This window comes from Pseudomonas sp. Irchel s3a18 (assembly GCF_900187535.1).
Classification (GTDB): Bacteria; Pseudomonadota; Gammaproteobacteria; order Pseudomonadales; family Pseudomonadaceae; genus Aquipseudomonas.
In genome coordinates this window covers 1-20,126 of record NZ_FYDV01000032.1, presented here as the reverse complement: position 1 = coordinate 20,126, position 20,126 = coordinate 1, and the positions used below count along the sequence as shown (strand labels likewise).

The window sequence follows — 20,126 nt, the reverse complement described above, 5'->3', positions numbered from 1 at the left end:
CACCGGTGGCCAGACGGCTATCGTCAACAAGCTGGAAAGCGTTTCCGGTGCGGAGCAGTTCGAGAAGCTGACCCTCGGCCAGGATGAATACACCACCACCGTCACCGACCAACCGACCGGCGAAGGTGACAAGATCATTGTCACCATCGAAAGCAACGGCGACGTGCTGGAAGACGCCGCACCGAAGTTCACCGTCAAGGTCGACCAAGTCCTGAAACAGGACCTGACCGTGACCCTGAGCAACGGCGACACCGTCGTGATCAAGGCCGGCACCACCGAGACCCCGTACGAGCTCAAGGCTCAGGGCGATGACGTCTACAAAGATGGTCAGACCGTCGAAGTCGCTATCGATAACGCCACGGTCGACGGCAAGTCCTTCGAGAACCTGGTGCTCGGCGACAAGGCTACTGTGACCATCGGCGACACCATCAGTGAAGTCACTGCCACCCTGACCGTGGATAAAACCACCGTCACCGAAGGCGGTTCGGTCACCTACACCGTGACTCTGACCAACGCTGCCGGCTTGCCAATGAGCAACCACGGCGAGCTGACCTTCAAGCTCAGTGATGGCACCACCATCACCGTGCCAGCGAACAGCACCACTGGCTCGGCCAGCATCACCGTCAATGACGACATCTTCACCGGCGGCCAGCCGGCCATCGTCAACAAGCTGGAGTCCGTCAGCGGTGCCGAGCAGTTTGAACAATTGACCTTGGGCCAGGACGAATACACCACCGTCGTCACCGACGAGCCTGGCTCGGGCGATCCGACCAACCCGGCCAACGAAGGCGACAAGATCACCGTCACCATCGAAAGCAATGGCGACGTGCTGGAAAACGCGGCACCGAAGTTCACCGTCAAGGTCGACCAGGTCCTCAAGCAAGATCTGACCGTGACCCTGAGCAACGGCGATACCGTCGTGATCAAGGCCGGCACCACCGAGACCCCGTACGAGCTCAAGGCTCAGGGCGACGACGTCTACAAAGACGGCCAGATCGTCGAAGTAGGTGTTACTGACGCTGTAATCGACGGCAAGTCCTTCGAAAACCTGGTGCTCGGCGACAAGGCTGCCGTGACCATCGGCGATACCGTGACTGAAGTAGTCGCTACGTTGACTGTGGATAAAACCACCGTCACCGAAGGCGGCCAGATCACCTACACCGTGACCCTGACCAACGCGGCCGGCTTGCCGATGGCCGCCCATGGCCCGCTGGAGTTCACCCTGTCCGACGGCACCGTGGTCAAGATCCCGGCCAACGGTACTTCCGGCACTGCCAGCATCACCGTCAATGACGACATCTTCACCGGCGGCCAGCCGGCTATCGTCAACAAACTGGAAAGCGTTTCTGGTGCGGAGCAGTTTGAACAACTGACCCTCGGCCAGGACAAATACACCACCGTCGTCACCGACGAGCCAAGCGGCCAGGGCGACAAGGTCACCGTCACCATCGAAAGCAACGGCGATGTGCTGGAAAACGCCGCACCGAAGTTCACCGTCAAGGTCGATCAAGTCCTGAAACAGGACCTGACCGTGACCCTGAGCAACGGCGACACCGTCGTGATCAAGGCCGGCACCACCGAGACCTCGTACGAGCTCAAGGCTCAGGGCGACGACGTCTACAAAGACGGTCAAACCATCGACGTCGGTCTTACTGACGCCGCCGTCGACGGCAAGTCCTTCGAAAACCTGGTACTCGGCGACAAGGCCACCGTGACCATCGGCGACACCATCAGCAAAGTCACCGCCACCCTGACGGTGGATAAAACCACCGTCACCGAAGGCGGTTCGGTCACCTACACCGTGACCTTGACCAATGCTGCCGGCCTGCCAATGAGCAACCACGGCGAGCTGACCTTCAAGCTCTCCGATGGCACCACCATCACCGTGCCAGCCAACAGCACCACCGGCAGCGCAACGGTCGTCACCACCAATGACATCTTCACTGGCGGCCAGCCTTCGCTGGTCAACAAGCTGGAATCCGTCAGCGGTGCTGAACAGTTCGAGAAGCTGACCCTCGGCCAGGACGAATACACCACCACCATCACCGACCAACCGCCCGGCGAAGGTGACCAGATCACCGTCACCATCGAAAGCAATGGCGACGTGCTGGAAGACGCCGCACCGAAGTTCACCGTCAAAGTGGACCAGGTGCTCAAGCAAGACCTGACCGTGACCCTGAGCAACGGCGATACCGTCGTGATCAAGGCCGGTACCACCGAAACCCCGTACGAGCTCAAGGCTCAGGGCGACGACGTCTACAAAGATGGTCAGACCGTCGAAGTCGGCATCGATAACGCCACAGTCGACGGCAAGTCCTTCGAAAACCTGGTACTCGGCGACAAAGCCACCGTGACCATCGGCGATACCCTCAGCGAAGTCACCGCTACCCTGACGGTGGATAAAACCACCGTCACCGAAGGCGGCCAGATCACCTACACCGTGACCCTGACCAACGCTGCCGGCCTGCCGATGGGCGCCCATGGTCCGCTGGCGTTCACCCTGTCCGACGGCACTGTGGTCAAGATCCCGGCTAACGGTACTTCCGGCACTGCCAGCGTCACCGCCAACGACGATATTTTCACCGGTGGCCAGCCGGCCATCGTCAACAAGCTGGAGTCCGTCAGCGGCGCCGAGCAGTTCGAACAACTGACCCTCGGCCAGGACAAATACACCACCACCGTCACCGATGAGCCAAGCGGCCAGGGCGACAAGGTCACCGTCACCATCGAAAGCAATGGCGACGTGCTGGAAAACGCCGCACCGAAATTCACCGTCAAGGTCGACCAAGTCCTGAAACAGGACCTGACCGTGACCCTGAGCAACGGCGATACCGTCGTGATCAAGGCCGGCACCACCGAGACCCCGTACGAGCTCAAGGCTCAGGGCGACGACGTCTACAAAGATGGTCAAACCGTCGAAGTCGGCATCGATAACGCCACAGTCGACGGCAAGTCCTTCGAGAACCTGGTGCTCGGCGACAAGGCTGCCGTGACCATCGGCGATACCGTGACTGAAGTAGTCGCTACGTTGACGGTGGATAAAACCACCGTCACCGAAGGCGGCCAGGTCACCTACACCGTGACCCTGACCAACGCGGCCGGCCTGCCAATCAACAACCACCAGGCCCTGACCTTCAAGCTCAGCGACGGCACCACCATTACCGTGCCGGCCAATGGCACCTCCGGCTCGGCGGTTGTCACGGTCAACGACGACGTGTTCACCGGCGGCCAGGCGCCACTGGTCAACAAGTTGGAGTCCGTCAGCGGCGGCAACGGCAAGTTCGAACAACTGACGCTGAAAGACACCACGCTGACCACCACCGTCACCGATGAGCCAAGCGGCCAGGGCGACAAGGTCACCGTCACCATCGAAAGCAATGGCGACGTGCTGGAAAACGCCGCTCCGAAGTTCACCGTCAAGGTCGACCAAGTCCTGAAACAGGACCTGACCGTGACCCTGAGCAACGGCGACACCGTGGTGATCAAGGCCGGTACCACCGAGACCCCGTACGAGCTCAAGGCTCAGGGCGACGACGTCTACAAAGACGGCCAAATCGTCGAAGTAGGTGTTACTGACGCTGTAATCGACGGCAAGTCCTTCGAAAACCTGGTGCTCGGCGACAAGGCCGCCGTCACCATCGGCGACACCATCAGCGAAGTCACCGCCACCCTGACCGTGGATAAAACCACCGTCACCGAAGGCGGCCAAGTCACCTACACCGTGACCCTGACCAATGCCGCCGGTCTGCCAATGAGCAACCACGGCGAGCTGACCTTCAAGCTCAGCGATGGCACCACCATCACCATGCCGGCCAATGGCACCTCCGGCTCGGCGGTTGTCACGGTCAACGACGATGTGTTCACCGGCGGCCAGGCGTCGCTGGTCAACAAGCTGGAGTCCGTCAGTGGCGGCAACGGTAAGTTTGAACAGCTGACGCTGAAAGACACCACGCTGACCACCACTGTCACCGACGAGCCAAGCGGCCAGGGCGACAAGGTCACCGTGAGCATTCAGAGCAACGGCGACGTGCTGGAAAACGCCGCACCGAGCTTCACCGTCAAGATCGATAAGGCACTGACCGACAACCTTGAGGTGACCCTGAGCAACGGCAACAAAGTCACCATCATTGCCGGTCAGACCCAGGCCATTTACACCGCGCCGATCCAGGGTGAAGACGTCTACAAAGACGCCAGCAGCCTGAGCCTGACCGTTGGCGGTGCCACCGTCGCCGGTAAGACGTTCGAGAACCTGGTGATCAGCGACACCCCCGCAACGGTGGCGATCAACGACACCACCAGCGAAGTCATCGCCACCCTGTCTGTGGATAAAACCACCGTCACCGAAGGCGGCCAGGTCACCTACACCGTGACCCTGACCAACGCGGCCGGCCTGCCAATCAACAACCACCAGGCCCTGACCTTCAAGCTCAGCGACGGCACCACCATTACCGTGCCGGCCAATGGCACCTCCGGCTCGGCGGTTGTCACGGTCAACGACGACGTGTTCACCGGCGGCCAGGCGCCACTGGTCAACAAGTTGGAGTCCGTCAGCGGCGGCAACGGCAAGTTCGAACAACTGACGCTGAAAGACACCACGCTGACCACCACCGTTACCGACGATGGCGACCAGACCACCGTTGGCATCAGTGGCGACACCTCGGTGATCGAAGGCCAGACGGCCCATTACACCCTGAACCTGAGCAACACCGCTCAGACCGAAGTGACCGTCACCCTGAAGTACAGCGGCACGGCGACCAATGGCGTGGACTTCTCCGGTGTCGTCACCGTCAAGATCCCAGCCAACAGCAATGGCGTTGCTTTCGACATCAACACCATCAATGACACGTTGGTCGAAGGGTCCGAAAACTTCAAGATCACTATCGACTCGGTCAGCGGTGGTAACTTCGAAAATCTGGTGATCGACCCGAACAAGTCCAACGTCGACACCACCATTGTCGATAACGACCATGCGCCAGTGTCCGCTGGCGGTGCGGTGACCGGCCTCGAGGACTCGACCATCACCCTGACCTGGGACAACTTCAAGGTCAGCGATGTCGATAACGACAGCCCGCTGAGCATCACCATCACCCAACTGTCGGGCGGTGGCGACCTGATGTTCAACGGCGCGAAGGTCACCGTCGGCCAGACCATCAGCCAGGCGGATATCGCCCTCGGCAAGCTGACATTCGTGCCAGCTGCCAACGAGTCGGGTGCAGACGGTTACGGTGGCTCGGGTGTCGGTAACAAAGCGGCGGACTATGCGCAGATCAAGTTCACGCCTACCGACGGCTCGAACCAGGGCACTGAAGCGACCCTGAAAGTCGACATCACCCCGGTGGCCGATGCGCCAACGCTGAACATCGCGGGCAACAACGTCAACTCGACGGGGCTGATCAAGGAAACCTGGACTGGCTTGACCGCTCTGAACACCGGCTTTAACGGTGTGGGCAGCGGTGCGCCAACCGATACCCTGAAATCAGTGATCGATGCCGCCGGTACTCCGAACAGCAGCAGCTCCGTGACCAACGTGCAATCCAATGGCAGCGTGACAGCCGGTATTGCGTCGAAAACGTCCGGCCTGATCTACCTCGAAGCCGGCAAGACCTACACCTTCAGCGGCACCGGCGATGACAGCCTGTTGGTGACCATTGGCGGCAAAAACGTGGCCAGCGCCCTGTGGGGCAATGGCGGCACGCTCAATGGTTCGTTCACGCCAACCACCAGCGGCTACTACACCCTGGACATCTACCACCACAACCAGAGTGGTGCAGGCAGCTACGACGTCAACCTGCAGGTCAGCGTCGGCTCGGTGGCAGGTCCGGTCATGGACCTGAGCACTGCCGGTGTGCCGATCTACAAGGACGTTGCCGACCTGATCAACGCTGGCGTGACGGTTTCCGATCTGCACGGCACCAATGGCGAAGGCTACTACGAAGGCTACAAACTCAATGAGGGTGCGGAGAACGGCAGCGTCCACCTGTCGAAGATCACCACCGAGCTGACCGACCGCGACGGCTCCGAAAGCCTGAGCGTGACCATCAGCGGCTTCCCTGAAGGCATGGTCATCAGCGATGGCGCAGGCCACAACTACACCGTGGGCACCGATGGATCAGCGCTGGTGACCGGCTGGAACCTGGCCAACCTGACACTGACCCCGCCACCGTACTACAACGGCCAGTTCACCCTGACCGTGACCTCGACCTCCACTGAAAGCCTGGGTGGCTCGGCGACAAGCACGGCGCAGATTCCGGTAACGATTTACCCGGCGACGTACAACCCGATGATCGGCACGACCCAGGATGACACCATCCTCGGCACCGATGCCAACGACATCATCGTTGCCGACATCGGTGGCCTGAACGTGGTTCAGGGCAAGAACTACAACATTGCGTTCATGGTCGACACCTCCGGCAGTATGGACAATTCGATCAGGGCCGCGAAGGACTCGCTGGCCGTGATGTTCAGCACCCTCAAGCAGAGTCTGGGTGCGAACACCTCGGGGACGGTCAACATCTTCCTGGCGACCTTCGATAGCAGCGTGAGCAAGACCGTGTCGGTCAACCTGAATGACACGGGCGCACTGGAGCAACTGCAGGACATCGTCAAATCGATGGCGGCGGGCGGTGGCACCAACTACGAGGACGTGTTCAAAACCACGGCCAACTGGTTCCAGAGTGCTCAGGCCAAGGACAATACAGGCGCTACCAACCTGACTTACTTCATCACGGACGGTCAGCCCAACTCTTTCCAGAACCGCGAGCAGACCAACCCGGTGGTGGCTGACTTCTACTACTCGTCCAGCAAGAACGACGGCACGCTGGATGACTACCTGAACGTCAACAACTACAAACTGGGCGATACCGCCTATATCACCCTGGGTGGCGTGAGCCGTGAGTTAATCAACAGCAACGGCCAGGTCAACAAGTGGACGGAGTACGAGCCGGGCAAGTGGTACAAGTCAAACACCCTCGGCACGATCCGGGCGCAGGGTGACGGTACCTATGAGATCTCCTCCACCGAAAACAATGGTGGCACGATCAGTAACTCCAACAGCAGCTTCCTGTTGCTCAGTGGTTTGTCGCAGGTCGAAGCGATCGGCCTGAATAACACCATCAAGCCGGCCGACCTGATTCCGTTCGACACCGATGGCAAGCCGCAAGCCAACATCGATCCGAAGGACCTGGCTAATGCCATCCTGGGCCATAGCGAAGCGACCCTGCCCGGCGCCGACACGGTCAATGGGGGTGACGGCAATGACATCCTGTTCGGCGACCTGGTGAGCTTCAACGGTATTGCCGGTGAGGGTTATCAGGCCATGCAGGCCTACGTGGGCCAGCAAACCGGTGTGGAGGCCAGCACAGTCACTGCCAGCAACGTGCACCAGTACATCACCGAGCACTACAACGCGTTCGATGTGTCCGGGGCGCGTGACGGTATCGACAACCTGCTGGGCGGTTCCGGTAACGACATCATCTTCGGCCAGGGCGGCGACGACGTGCTCGATGGTGGCAAGGGCAATGACATCCTGCTCGGTGGTACCGGCAAGGACACACTGCTCGGCGGTGAAGGCAATGACATCCTGCTGGGCGGCTCGGGCAATGACACCCTGATGGGCGGTTCGGGTGCCGACACCTTCGTCTGGAAGGCCGGCGACACTGGTAACGATGTGATCAAGGACTTCAAGGCCAACGAAGGCGACCGTATCGACCTGCGTGATCTGTTGCAGGGCGAAAGCGCCAGCACCATCGACAACTTCCTGAAAATCACCACGGTTGAAGGTGTGTCGACGTTGCAGGTCAGCTCCGAAGGTAAGCTCAATACCGCTGGCGGGATTGCCAACGCCGACGTGACGATCAAACTGGAAGGCAATAACTGGTCCGGTCAGAGCATCAACTCGCTGATCGCCGGTAGCGACCCAACCATCAAGATCGACCACAACAACAGCTGATCAAACCCTGGAGGGCCGCTCGCAATGAGCGGCCCTTCACGTTTGTGTCAGTGACCACCGGGTGACGATTTTGTCGTAGCACCGCATACTCACCTGCGTTGGCCTATGCTGCCGACAGCACCACGCGGGTTCATTCATGAGGGATTCACGATGTTCTACGTGCAACGCGATGCACAGGGTCTGCTGGTGCGCGTGGAGGCAGCGCCCTACGCCGAGGCGACGGAAACACTGCCCGCCGACCACCACGAGATCCAGGCCTGGTACGCCAACGAAGTGGTGGAAACCAGCCTAAAACAGCTTAAACAGAGCGACCTGGAAATGATCCGGGTACTCGACGACCTGATTCAGGTGTTGACCAGCAAGGGCGTGATTCGCGTCACCGACCTGCCGCCGGCCGCACAAGCCAAACTGATGGACCGCACCCAGGCACGTGAAGCGCTGGGTGGCTTGAGTCATTTGATTGATGAAGACGAAAGCGGGTTGATTTAAAGGCTACGGCACTGATCGCTCCCGCGTGGGAGCGATCACTTCAGACGCCTGACTGCCAGGGCCTTGGTTCGCCAAACAGCTGCCCTTGCACGCCGTACAAGCCCATCTCGCGAATCACCCGCAGCTCCCCTTCGGTCTCTACCCGCTCGGCAATCAATGGCAGGTCAATGCTATGGGCGGCGCGCTGGATGGCTTCGATGAACAGGCGTTTATCGCTTTCCTGGTCGATGGCGCGGGTGTAGCTGCCGTCGATTTTCAGGTAAGCCAGGCCCAGCCGCGCCAGGTTGCCGATCATGCTGAACCGCCCGCCAAAACGCTGCAGGCTCAAGGAGAAGCCCAGCTCATGCAGACGACGAGTCAGTTGTTCAAGCACGGCTTGATCGGGCAGTTGCTCTTCGCCGATTTCCAGGGTCAACCGTGGCCCCAGCGCCGCATGTTGACGCAGGATGTCGAAGACTGTGTTCAGCGCCTGCGCATCCGCGAGGGTCGCACCCGACAGGTTCAACGCCAGCGAGTCCTGATGGCCGGCCATCTGCTCGAGCACCAGCTCAAGCATCAAGCGGTCCAGCCGGGCGGTCCAGCCAAACCGCTCCAGCCACGGCAGGAAACGCCCGGCGGGAATGGTCTGGCCTTGTTCATCGCGCAAGCGCGAGAGCACTTTGTAATGCAGCACCACCTGCGTGTCCTGACTGGCCACGACAGGCTGGAAAAACAGCTCGAAGCGCTGCTCTGCCAGGGCCTGGTCAAGCAAGGTGTGCCAGGCATGATGGTCGTCGCCGACGATGGCTGTCGCGTTGTGATCCAGGCATGCCCAATTCGACTCGCCCTCGGCTTCGGCCTGTGACAACGCCTGGTCGGCCAGGCCAAGTACCGCGAGCGGTGTGTCGCCGTGGGCGAACGGTGCGAGCCCGATCGCCGCCACCGACGCTACGTCTGTCGCCCCGGTGGCATGCAGGCTGGCCAGCGCACTGTCGAGGTTGTGCGCCAATTGCAGCGCTTCTTCACGCACCAGCCCCGGCGCCAGCACGGCGAACTCACCCCCGCGGATACGCGTCACCAGATTCTGGGTTTCCGGGTATTTGGCACACTCTCGGGACAGCTGCTCGCCGACCGCCTGCAACAACTGATCGGTACGCTGACCGCCCAGGCGCTGGTTGAGGCCGGCCAGGTCCTTGACCCGCAACAGCAGCAGATAACCTGAACTGGCTTGCTCGGCATTGCTCACCCGGGCGTTCAGTTGCATCTCGAAATAACGCCGGTTGGCCAACCCGGTCAGGGTGTCCTGATAGGACTCGACCCGCAGTTTTTCGCTGCGTTCGGCCTGCTCCTGGAACAACGCCTTGAGCTTCTCGACCATCTGGTTCATCGCCTGCACCACACGACGCAGTTCGGGCGTGCGCGGCAGCTCAGGCAGGCTCAGGAACTCGCGCCGGGCAATGGCATGGGATTGCTGGACCATGTAGTCCAGTGGCTTGAGCTGTCGACGCAGCAGCAACGCCCCCAGCACGGCGCTGATCGCACCGCAGATCAACAACCAGCCCAGGCTACCCAATGCGCTCTGCCAGAGCTTGGCCACGGCGAACATGGGATGACTGACCACCTCGACCCTGGCCGCCTGCTCCCAGCCACGGCTGACCAACGCATCGCCACCGGCCGGCTCAAGGCCAATCAGTTGGACGAACCAACCCGGCACCTGACTGACCTCGGGCGCCCCGCGGCGCTCGACGATGGCGGTGTCGGTCTTGAGGTCCACCACGCGGATGCTCGCGTAATAGCCACTGTCGAAGATCGAGCTGACCATCAACTCGACCATCGCCGGATCGTCGATATTCGGTGTCAACGACAACGCCAACGCCGTGGCAGCGTCCTGCGCGTGGGAGCGCAATTGATTGACGTACTGCGTGCGCGAGCTCTCCAGGCTGACCATGAAGCTGCCACTGAAGGCGACCACCAGGAACAGACAGATAGCGATCAACAGCTGTTTGAACAAAGACATCTGAGCGCGTGCTCCTAGTTAATCGTCTCGGCCGGGAAACCTTCGGCCTGCATTTTTTTCAACACATCCTGCCAACGGGACAGGCGCTTGGTATCGCCGACCTTCTTGTTGCCCTTGGCGCCGGGCAGCCACATCCCTTCGGCGTTGAAGGCGTAGACCGGCAGCAGGTCGGTGCGCTGGCTGGCCGGCTGAATCCCGTCGATCAGGCTGTCGAGCACCAATGGCATCGCATCCGGACTGGAATAGTAGGTCAAGACCATATGCGCGCGGTTCTGGCGCAGGGCCTTGACGTAGGTGATGCGTAGTTTGTCACTGGAAACCCCGAGACGGCGCAGGCTGAAATACTTGGCGATCGCATAGTCCTCACAATCCCCGGCGCCTTTCCACAAACCTTCGACAGGCGTTTCCCAATAGTCGACCTCGCGCCACAGGTCGATGTCTTCCACGTAGCGCATCTGCTTGTTGAAGAACAGGTTGACCGCTTTGAGCTGGGCCAGCTCCGGGGTTTGTTGCTGTGTCGCCAACAGGTGCTGCCAGGCATCGATCCGTTGCTTGCCCTCGCCTAAGGGACCGTACAACGCCTCAGCGCGCCGACTGATCAGCGAGAAGTCCCAATCGGCTTGCAATGCGCCCAGCATGACGCTGGCGATCAGCAGTGCCGAGCACAGCCAACGCAAGGTCCGTGGAAGAGCGAAACGTGCCAGCAATGCAGTGAGTCCGGAGGGCATTGGGTAATCGATGGATGGTGAAGCCTTGCCAGGCAAAAGACAATGGCACGATGCAATCACTGCGGGCGCGCTAAACTTGAAGAGCGGATACGGTAACTGACAATGCGACAGATGATGGCAAAAACGGTGGCATAAGGCGGTCGAAAGCGGCATTGTCTGCCCCGATTTGACAACTCACCAAGCCGTTACTAGTGTGCATTGGATCCAATATTTACCTTTACTCAAACAGGGTGCGTTTTCGTGACACAGAAGCCCAACCCATTAAGCAGCATCCCGGTCAGCGGACCGATTCCGGCCCATCTGGCGCGCTCGGTGATCGAAGAAACCCTGCGCTCGGCGATTCTTGACGGCCGCTTGCCCTGCGGTACGGCGCTGCGCCAGCAAGACCTGGCCGACCTGTTCGGCGTCAGCCGCATGCCGGTGCGTGAAGCCCTGCGCCAACTTGAGGCGCAATCGCTGCTGCACGTCGTGGCACACAAGGGTGCCGTCGTGGCGCCACTGATCGAAGGGGATGCGACCGAGACCTACGCCCTGCGCATCCTGCTGGAATGCGAAGCCCTGCGCCTGTCGATCCCCTTGCTCGACGAAGAAGATTTTGCCGAGGCGGCCCGTCACATCCAGGACCTGGAAACAGCCACCGATTACGCTGAAATCGGCAGGCTCAATCGCCTGTTCCACATGGCGCTGTACCGCAAGGCCCCCAACCGCCGGTTGCTGAGCCTGATCGAAAGCGGCCTGTGGGAAGAAGAGCGTTTTCTGCGCTTCAACCTGGGGGCCATGGGGCTCGGCAAACTCACTCAGGAAGACCACCGTGAGCTGCTGCGCGCCGCACAAGCCCAGGACATCGAACTGTGCGTGGCGAAGCTTGCCAGCCATCTGAACCGGGCCGTTGAAGTCATCACCCGCTACCTGAACAGCCTTGAATCCCAACGCAAGACAACGTAGACCTGAACGGCCCACCCAAAGCGCCAGGCGCGGGCGGACCGCGATCAACGAATCAGATCTTGAAGCTGTCCACCAGTTGCTTGAGACGGTTGGCCTGCAGTGACAGCGCATCGCAATCCTTCAGCGTTTCATTGAGGTTGGCCACGCCTTGCTGATTGAGCAGGTTGATCTGGTTGATGTCGACGTTGAGGGTTTCCACCACCGCGGTCTGCTCCTCGGTCGCGGCCGCCACCGACTGGTTCATGCCGTCAATCTCGGTGATCCGCTGCGTCACACTGACCAGGCGCGCACCGGCCTGATTCGCCACCTCGACGCTCTCCTCGCTGGAAACCTGGCTGGCGTTCATGGTCGATACCGCCTCACGCGAGCCGACCTGCAACGACGTGATCATCTTGTGGATCTCTTCCGCCGATTCCTGGGTACGATGCGCCAGGTTGCGCACTTCATCCGCCACCACCGCAAACCCGCGTCCGGCCTCACCGGCACGCGCCGCTTCGATCGCGGCGTTGAGCGCCAGCAGATTGGTCTGTTGGGAGATGCCCTTGATCACATCGAGAATGTGCCCGATGTTGTCGGTGCTGGCGTTCAGGGTTTCGATCTGGGTACACGAGAGGCTGATTTTCTGCGACAGCTCGGTCATCGCCAGAATGGTTTGCTCCACCACCTGACGGCCATCGTCAGCCTGCTCGCTGGCACCGCTGGCGTGCTGCGAAGCGTCCGCCGCGTTGCGGGCGATTTCCTGGGTCGCCGCCCCGAGTTCATTGATGGCCGCCGCGACGCTATTGGTCCGTGCGCTTTGTTCATCGGAACCGATGATCGAGGCGTTTGACGAGGCCATGACCCGTTGCGACAGGTCATGCACCTGACGCGTGGCCGAAGACACTTCGCTGATCGAGGCGTGGATCCGCTCTACAAACTGGTTGAACGCACCACCCAGCTCGCCGAATTCGTCTTTGCTTTCCACGGTCAGACGACGGGTCAGGTCACCCTCGCCCTGGGCGATGTCCTGCATGGCACGGCCCATGGTGGTCAACGGGCGCATCAGCACTTGAATCAACAGGCTCAGCAGCACGGCAATCGCCGTCACGGCGATAAACATCGCAATCAGTGCCGAGGTGCGGAATTTAGCCAGTGGCGCATAGGCCTTGTCGCTGTCGATCGACAGGCCGATGTACCACTGCGCGTTCGGCAAGCCATTGACCGGGGTGAAGGACAGGATGCGCTCCTGCCGGTTGAGCAGCACCGCCTGATTGCCTTTATCGAGGCGGACATTGGCGCCTGGGTAGATGTCCTTGAGGTTTTTCATCACCTGGTCTTTGTCCGGGCTGACGATCACCTGACCGTCAGCGCTGACCAGAAATGCATGCCCGATGCCGCCGAAGTCCACCGCGTTGATGATGTTCACCAAGGTCGCCAGGCTCAGGTCACCGCCAACCACGCCCAGCATTTCACCGTTCTTTTTCACCGGCATGGCGATGGTCACTACCAGCCCGCCGACCGCGGCCATGTAAGGCGGCGTGAGCATGGTTGTGTCGGCGGCGACCGCTTGCTTGTACCAAGGGCGCTGACGCGGATCATAGCCTTCAGGCATCTTGGCGTCAGGGCGCTGGGTAAACACACCGTTTACCTGACCGACATACGTGAACTGGAAATTGGACGTGAAGGCCGGTTGATCGACCAACCCCGCAAAATCGGCGTTGGCACCTTGGTGCGCGACGTTCTGGGCCAGGTTTTCCAGCACCAGGATCCGGCCACCCAGCCAGTTTTGCACACTGCTGGCCGTCAGCGCGCCCGCTTGCTGGACCGAGGCGTCGAGGTTTTGCTGGATGGTGTTTCGCTGCAGATAGTCGTTGTACAAAGTGAACAGGGCAAACGCCAGTACCACTACGCCCGAAGCGGCCAAAAGGATTTTATGGCTGAATTTGAGATTCATGTCAGGGGGACTTCTTATGCAATGAGTGGGGATGCGTTCCGGGTGCAACGTTCCATGTGACGCCATAGGCCGCTCTGAGGCCTGCTCTACATTGGTGCACGCATGTCTCCCCTACTCTTTCGGCACCACCACGGGAAAACTTAGGCTTTTATGCAAAACCGCAGGCAATTGCTGAAAAAAGCCGCCAAACGGCATTCCAGAGCGCTCGGAGTGACCTTTGCCGAGGGCCGTTGATTGAGCGGCAGTTGCAAAAACAACGACCCTTGATGACAATGCGACTAATTATCATTTGTGACGTCCAGGCTGTCGCGCTCATGTCCTCTCCCGAGTTTGCAGTACAGGTGCTCTACAGCCACCATCACGGTTGGCTCACTACATGGCTGCGCAGTCGCCTGGGTAATGCCGCCGATGCCGCGGACCTTGCGCAGGACACCTTCGTCCGCTTGCTGCAACGGACCGAACGACTCGAACTCAAGGCGCCTCGCGCCTTTCTGCGGACCATTGCCCGTGGCCTGGTGATCGACCACTGGCGTCGGGAAGAAATCGAACGCGCCTACCTGGACACCATCGCCCACCTGCCCGAAGCGCAAACACCCAGCGCCGAATCCCGGGCATTGGTGCTTGAGCTGCTGGAGCGCATTGCGCGAATGCTTGAAGGCCTTAAACCGAAAGTGCGCAAGGCGTTTCTCCTGGCGCAGTGTGACGGCCTGACCCACAAGCAGATCGCCGAACAGATGGGTTTGTCATTGCGTTCGGTGGAGCGTTATGTGGCCGATGCGCTCTATCACTGCTACGTGCTGCGCTTTGAGTCAGACGCCCATGGATAACGCCTCGATGAACCTGCGCGCCCACAGCAGCCCTGACCATCGGGTGGTCAAGCAGGCGATCGGCTGGCTGCTGCGCCTGCGGAACAACACCGGCAATCTCAAGTTGCGCCAGCAATGCGAGCATTGGCGCACCGCACACCCTGAGCACGAACTGGCCTGGCAGCGGGTGCAATCGCTGCAACAGGAGTTGACCGCCAGCCTGCGCGCGGTACCCGGTACGCAGGTTGCCTTGCACACACTGGAAACCAGCGCGCAACGCCTCGGTCGTCGCCAGGCCCTGAAGTTACTCTCCGGCGCACTGTTGATGGGCACGGCAGCGTGGCTCGGCAAGGATCAGATTGGCTGGCAGCAGTGGAACGCCGATTTCGCCACCGCCACCGGCGAGCGACGCGGTTATCAACTGCCCGATGGCACTCGCCTGAGACTGAACACCGACAGCGCGGCCAATCTGGACTTCACGGCCCAACAACGGCTGATCACACTCGCCCGCGGCGAAATCATGGTGACCTGTGGCGCCACCCCGCAGGCATTCGAACGGCCGCTGCGGGTGCAAAGTCATCACGGGATGTTCGAAGCCAGCGTTGCACGCTTTGTGATACGCCAGGACAACGACTGCACCCGCCTCAGCGTCACCCGCGGCAGTGTCGCTGTGCTTTCGCCGCGTTCGGCAGACGGTACCCCGACCCTGGTGCATGCCGGGCAAAACTACCTGGTCACGCCTGAGCACGTGACCCTGGCACCGCCGCTGGCCATGGAAGCCGGCGCCTGGGTCGATGGCCTGATCGTCACCCGGGACATGCGCCTGGCGGACTTCCTGAAGGAGGTGAATCGCTATCGCCGCGGCTACCTGGTCTGTGCATCGGACATCGCCGACTTGCGCCTGTCCGGCGTGTTCCGCCTGGAAGACACCGACAAGTTGCTGGCGATTCTGCCCCGCACGCTCCCGGTCCAATTGCGCTACCGAACACGCTGGTGGGTGACACTGGAACGACAGGTCTGATTTTTTTGGCGGGTTTTCAACGTGAGTCCGGCTTAGACAGTAAGCACTTCAATCTGCCTTCAGCGACTCCAACGGAAACCCATGATGACTGTTCGCGCCACCTGCCCGCCGCCCTTTTCCTGCGTCACCGACACCACTTCCGGTGGCCTGCTGCGCCACGCCATTCGTGCCGCCCTGCTCTCCACCGTGCTGGGGGTCAGTGCGCTGCCTGCGCTCAGTCAGGCGGCCGATGACAGCGTTGCCAGCGCCAGTCGCCACTACAAAATCGCTCCGGGGCCATTGAGCGACGTCCTCAATCAGTTCGCGCGCCAGGCCGGGATCACCCTCTCGACCACCCCCGAACTTACCCAGGGACGTCAGTCGCCTGGCGTACAAGGTGATTACTCGGCTGATCAAGCCTTGAGCCATTTGCTCAGCGGATCGGGTTTGCAAGCCGTCAGCCAGGACGGCAGCAGCTATGTGTTGCATCAGCAGGCCGAGACCGAAGCGCTGTCGCTGCCCACCACCGACATCAAGGGCTTCGCCCTCGGTAATGCGCTGGGCAGCATGGAAGGCTACAACGCCACTCACAGCCAGGTCGCGACCAAGACCAGCACCGCATTGCTGGAAACCTCGCAAAGCGTGTCCGTGGTCACTCGCCAGCAAATGGATGACCAGGGCGCGCAAACCGTTTCCCAGACCATGCGCTATACCCCTGGCGTGCTGACCAACCCCTATGGCGCCACCCATCGCTATGACTATGTGGCCATGCGCGGATTCAACGACGGCTCGGTGGATAACATCTACCTCGACGGCTTGAAGTCCATGGGCGATAGCGGCACCTACAGCAGCATGCAAATCGACCCGTACTTCCTGGAGCGCGTCGATATTCTCAAGGGCCCCTCTTCGGTTCTTTACGGGCGCAGCTCACCGGGCGGTCTGGTAGCGCTTACCAGCAAGAAGCCGCTGTACGAGGCCTATCATCAGGTCCAAGCCACGGTCGGCACCCAGGGCCAACAAGGTGTGGGTTTTGACTTCAGTGGCCCTGTGGATGACGACAAGCGTATTGCGTACCGGCTGACCGGCCTTGCCGACAAGTCCGACACTCAGTTCGACCATAACAAGGAAAAACGCTACGCACTGGCCCCCACCGTCAGCATCGACTTTACCGACGACACTTCGCTGACCCTGCAAGCCTATCTGCAGCACGACCCCGACGGTGGCTATCACAGCGGCATGCCGGCGGACGGCGCCCTGCATCAGCGCAACGGCCAGCGCATCTCGGAACACTTCTTTGAAGGTGAACCCAGCGTGGACGGTTACAAGCGCGACCAGCAATCGATCGGCTACCAGTTCGAACACCGCTTCAATGACGTGTTCACGGCCCGCCAGAACTTCCGGTACCTGGATTCCAAGGTCAATCTCGACCAGATCTACGGCTATGGCTGGACCACACCCACCAGCAATGAGCTGAACCGCTACTACACCGGTGGTGACGAAAAACTCCACGCGTTCATCGTCGATAACATGCTTCAGGCCGAATTCCTGACCGGTAACACCAAACACACGGTGTTGATGGGTGCCGATTACCAGCGCCGTAAAACGGTGGTCGACTGGACCAGCGGCTCGGTGGCACCGATCAATGCCTTCGACCCGGTCTATGGCAATGCCGAGATCAGCTACTACGATCCGATGAGCTACCTGCGTCGCCTGGAGCAGACCGGCGTCTACCTGCAAGACCTGATCGAAATGGATCAGTGGCGGTTCTCACTGGGCCTGCGCCAGGACTGGGTGGAAACCTCGGAAGAAAACCGCTTGCCCGAGTTCAACCGCCCGGTGGGTACCGAGGTCAACGACAAGCGCACCAAGCTGACCGGCCGCGCCGGCGCCCTGTACCTGTTTGATAACGGCGTTGCGCCGTACATCAGCTATTCCGAGTCGTTCAACCCGAACTCTTACGCAGACAGCGCTGGCAACCCGCTGCCTCCCACCGACGGCACCCAATGGGAGGTCGGCCTGAAGTACCAGCCACCAGGCACGGACAACCTGTTCACCGCGTCGCTGTTCCGGATTGACCAAGAGAACCTCGCGACCAAATTGCCGCAGGAAAACTTCTACCGCGCAGTGGGGGCTGTTCGCTCTCAGGGCCTGGAGCTGGAAGCCCACACACAGCTGACCGATAACCTGAAAGTACTGGGCAGTTACACCTTCACCGACATCGAGTACTCCAAGTCGATGATCAGCACCCTGAGCACCGACACCGATGTGATCGAGAACAAGGGCAACTCGCCGACCCAGGCGCCACGGCACATGGCTTCGCTCTGGGCTGACTATGCGTTCAACGCCGGGGCGCTCGACGGCCTGCGATTGGGCGGTGGCGTGCGGTATGTCGGTTACAGCTGGGCCGATGCCGAGAACACCATGAAGGTACCGTCCTACACGCTATTCGACGCGTCGATTGGCTACGACCTGGGCAAAGTGGGCCTGAAGGGGGTGGATGTGCGCCTGAACGCCAACAACCTGACCGACGAATCCTATATCGCTTCCTGCGCCAGCCTGAGCTTTTGCTACATGGGTGAGGAACGTAACGTCGCCGCCACGGTGAGCTACCAGTTCTAACCCTTCGTCACTCCCTCAAAGCCAGCGTCTGGATTCAGATGCTGGCTTTGTCGTCTCTGCGGGAAAATGTCATGCGTGCAGTATGGGTTCTGCTTCATCGTTACATCGGTTTGGCCACGGCCTTGTTTCTGTTGATGGCTGGCCTGACCGGCAGTCTTCTGGCGTTCAATCATGAGCTGGATGAATGGCTGAATCCAACGTTCTACGAGGCTTCCTCTGAAGGCGTGCAGCTCCCTCCGGGCATGCTGGTCGACCGGTTGCAGGGGCAACATCCCAAGCTTCAGGTCTGGTACATGGAGTACCCGAATGAAGGGGGGCACACCGCGCTGCTCGCAGCAGTGCCACGCAACAACCCCATCACGGGCAAGCCTTTCGAAGAGCCAAATCAGGTGTTTTACCTGGACCCCGTGAGTGGTGAACAAACCGGGCATCGCAACTGGGGGGAATGCTGCTTTCAGCCTGAGAACCTCATCCCTTTCATTCTGGAATTTCATTACAACCTGACCCTGCCCGACAACTGGGGTTTGCTGCTGATGGGCCTGGTGGCGATTGCCTGGGTGATCGATTGTTTCATCGCGCTGTGGCTGACCTTTCCACGGGGCAAACCCTTGTGGAAAAAGTGGTCGAGCGCCTGGAAGATCAAGGGCGGGCATGCTTATCGGCTGAATTTCGACCTGCATCGCGCAGGTGGATTATGGCTGTGGCTATTGTTGCTGCCCATTGCAATCAGTAGCGTCGCCATGAACCTGCCGAGCCAGGTGTTCAAGCCTGTCGTCTCGCTGTTTTCCCCCATTGAACCGAGCGTCTATGAAGCCCGTGGGCGCTTGCCTGCCGAACAGTTGGGGGTAACTCGTCTGAGCTACCAGCAAGCGTATGAATTGGCATTGAAGGAAGGCGAACGGCTAGGTTTGAAGGTGCCGATCGGTGAGTTGTACTACAGCTTCGAGTACAACTTTTATGGCGCAGGGTTTGGCCAGCATGACACTGACGCCCAGGGTAAATCCTGGTTGTTCTTCCACGGCACCGACGGGCGATTACTGGGCCAGGAAATCGCTGGCCAGGGCACCTTGGGAGAGCGTTTCTATCGCCTGCAGTTACCGATACACGGCGGGCGGATTATCGGCCTTACCGGACAGGTGATCATCGCGTTGTTGGGCCTGATGATTGCGGTGCTGTCGGCCACGGGGATCTACATCTGGTGGCGCAAGCTGCTGGCCCGGCGCAGTAGCAAGGCACGCAAGCCATAGGACGTGCGGTCGATACCGGCAATGCTTTTAACCGCTCCTGAAACGACAAAACCCCTACCTGCATAAGCAGATAGGGGTTTCGGAATTCAATCTTGACGATGACCTACTCTCACATGGGGAAACCCCACACTACCATCGGCGATGCATCGTTTCACTGCTGAGTTCGGGATGGGATCAGGTGGTTCCAATGCTCTATGGTCGTCAAGAAATTCTGTGACCAGCCCGTTGGAACAACGTGCCAGCAAAATGGATGACTTCTACTAAAAGACAAAACCCCTATCTGCAGATGCAGATAGGGGTTTCGGAATTTAATCTTGACGATGACCTACTCTCACATGGGGAAACCCCACACTACCATCGGCGATGCATCGTTTCACTGCTGAGTTCGGGATGGGATCAGGTGGTTCCAATGCTC

Annotated in this window: 10 protein-coding genes, 2 rRNA genes and 1 pseudogene; 7 read left to right on the top strand and 6 right to left on the bottom strand. The window is 60.2% G+C overall.

The annotated features are described in order from the left end of the window. On the top strand, positions 1 to 7,948 hold a 7,948-nt coding region (locus tag CKW29_RS25185), incomplete at its 5' end, for an immunoglobulin-like domain-containing protein (protein WP_143496939.1). 150 nt (positions 7,949 to 8,098) lie between these two features. Then, positions 8,099 to 8,437 carry a tryptophan synthase subunit beta gene (locus tag CKW29_RS25180; protein ID WP_095083701.1) on the top strand — a complete coding sequence of 113 codons (339 nt, stop codon included), beginning with the start codon at positions 8,099 to 8,101 and terminating at the stop codon, positions 8,435 to 8,437. Between the two features lie 40 nt (positions 8,438 to 8,477). Here the strand turns inward: CKW29_RS25180 and lapD are convergent, their stop codons facing one another. Then, positions 8,478 to 10,433 (bottom strand): cyclic di-GMP receptor LapD, encoded by a 1,956-nt coding sequence (gene lapD, locus CKW29_RS25175; RefSeq protein WP_095147493.1) that lies wholly within the window; start codon positions 10,431 to 10,433, stop codon positions 8,478 to 8,480. 14 nt (positions 10,434 to 10,447) lie between these two features. Then, the gene (lapG, locus tag CKW29_RS25170) at positions 10,448 to 11,140 is read right to left on the bottom strand and encodes a cysteine protease LapG (protein WP_095147495.1); all 693 of its coding nucleotides are present in this window, start codon (positions 11,138 to 11,140) and stop codon (positions 10,448 to 10,450) included. Between the two features lie 261 nt (positions 11,141 to 11,401). On the opposite strand from lapG, the gene CKW29_RS25165 reads away from it, so the two are divergent. Then, a complete protein-coding gene (locus tag CKW29_RS25165) occupies positions 11,402 to 12,106 on the top strand; it encodes a GntR family transcriptional regulator (protein WP_095147492.1) in 705 nt (234 codons plus the stop codon). A gap of 52 nt (positions 12,107 to 12,158) precedes the next feature. On the opposite strand, the gene CKW29_RS26360 is transcribed toward CKW29_RS25165, so the two are convergent. Both CKW29_RS26360 and CKW29_RS26355 read right to left on the bottom strand, forming a co-directional pair. Beyond that, positions 12,159 to 12,944 (bottom strand): methyl-accepting chemotaxis protein, encoded by a 786-nt coding sequence (locus tag CKW29_RS26360; protein ID WP_371850678.1) that lies wholly within the window; start codon positions 12,942 to 12,944, stop codon positions 12,159 to 12,161. A gap of 69 nt (positions 12,945 to 13,013) precedes the next feature. Further along, positions 13,014 to 14,039: pseudogene (locus CKW29_RS26355) on the bottom strand (cache domain-containing protein); the annotation flags it as partial. A gap of 314 nt (positions 14,040 to 14,353) precedes the next feature. On the opposite strand from CKW29_RS26355, the gene CKW29_RS25155 reads away from it, so the two are divergent. From CKW29_RS25155 to CKW29_RS25140, 4 genes are all read left to right on the top strand, one after another. Continuing rightward, entirely contained in the window at positions 14,354 to 14,866 is a 513-nt protein-coding gene (locus CKW29_RS25155) for a sigma-70 family RNA polymerase sigma factor (RefSeq protein ID WP_095147490.1), read from the top strand. Next, positions 14,859 to 15,866, top strand: coding sequence for a FecR domain-containing protein (locus CKW29_RS25150; protein ID WP_095147489.1), 1,008 nt, complete (start codon positions 14,859 to 14,861; stop codon positions 15,864 to 15,866). Before CKW29_RS25155 ends, CKW29_RS25150 begins: the two co-directional genes overlap by 8 nt. A gap of 84 nt (positions 15,867 to 15,950) precedes the next feature. Beyond that, entirely contained in the window at positions 15,951 to 18,464 is a 2,514-nt protein-coding gene (locus CKW29_RS25145) for a TonB-dependent siderophore receptor (RefSeq protein WP_095147488.1), read from the top strand. Positions 18,465 to 18,535: 71 nt separating this feature from the next. Further along, positions 18,536 to 19,711: a PepSY domain-containing protein gene (locus CKW29_RS25140; protein ID WP_095147494.1), complete on the top strand. Its 1,176-nt coding sequence runs from the start codon at positions 18,536 to 18,538 to the stop codon at positions 19,709 to 19,711. A 90-nt stretch (positions 19,712 to 19,801) separates the two neighbouring features. On the opposite strand, the gene rrf (CKW29_RS25135) is transcribed toward CKW29_RS25140, so the two are convergent. Both rrf (CKW29_RS25135) and rrf (CKW29_RS25130) read right to left on the bottom strand, forming a co-directional pair. After that, a 5S ribosomal RNA gene (gene rrf / locus CKW29_RS25135) occupies positions 19,802 to 19,917 on the bottom strand. Between the two features lie 106 nt (positions 19,918 to 20,023). Next, a 5S ribosomal RNA gene (gene rrf, locus CKW29_RS25130) occupies positions 20,024 to 20,126 on the bottom strand; the annotation flags it as partial.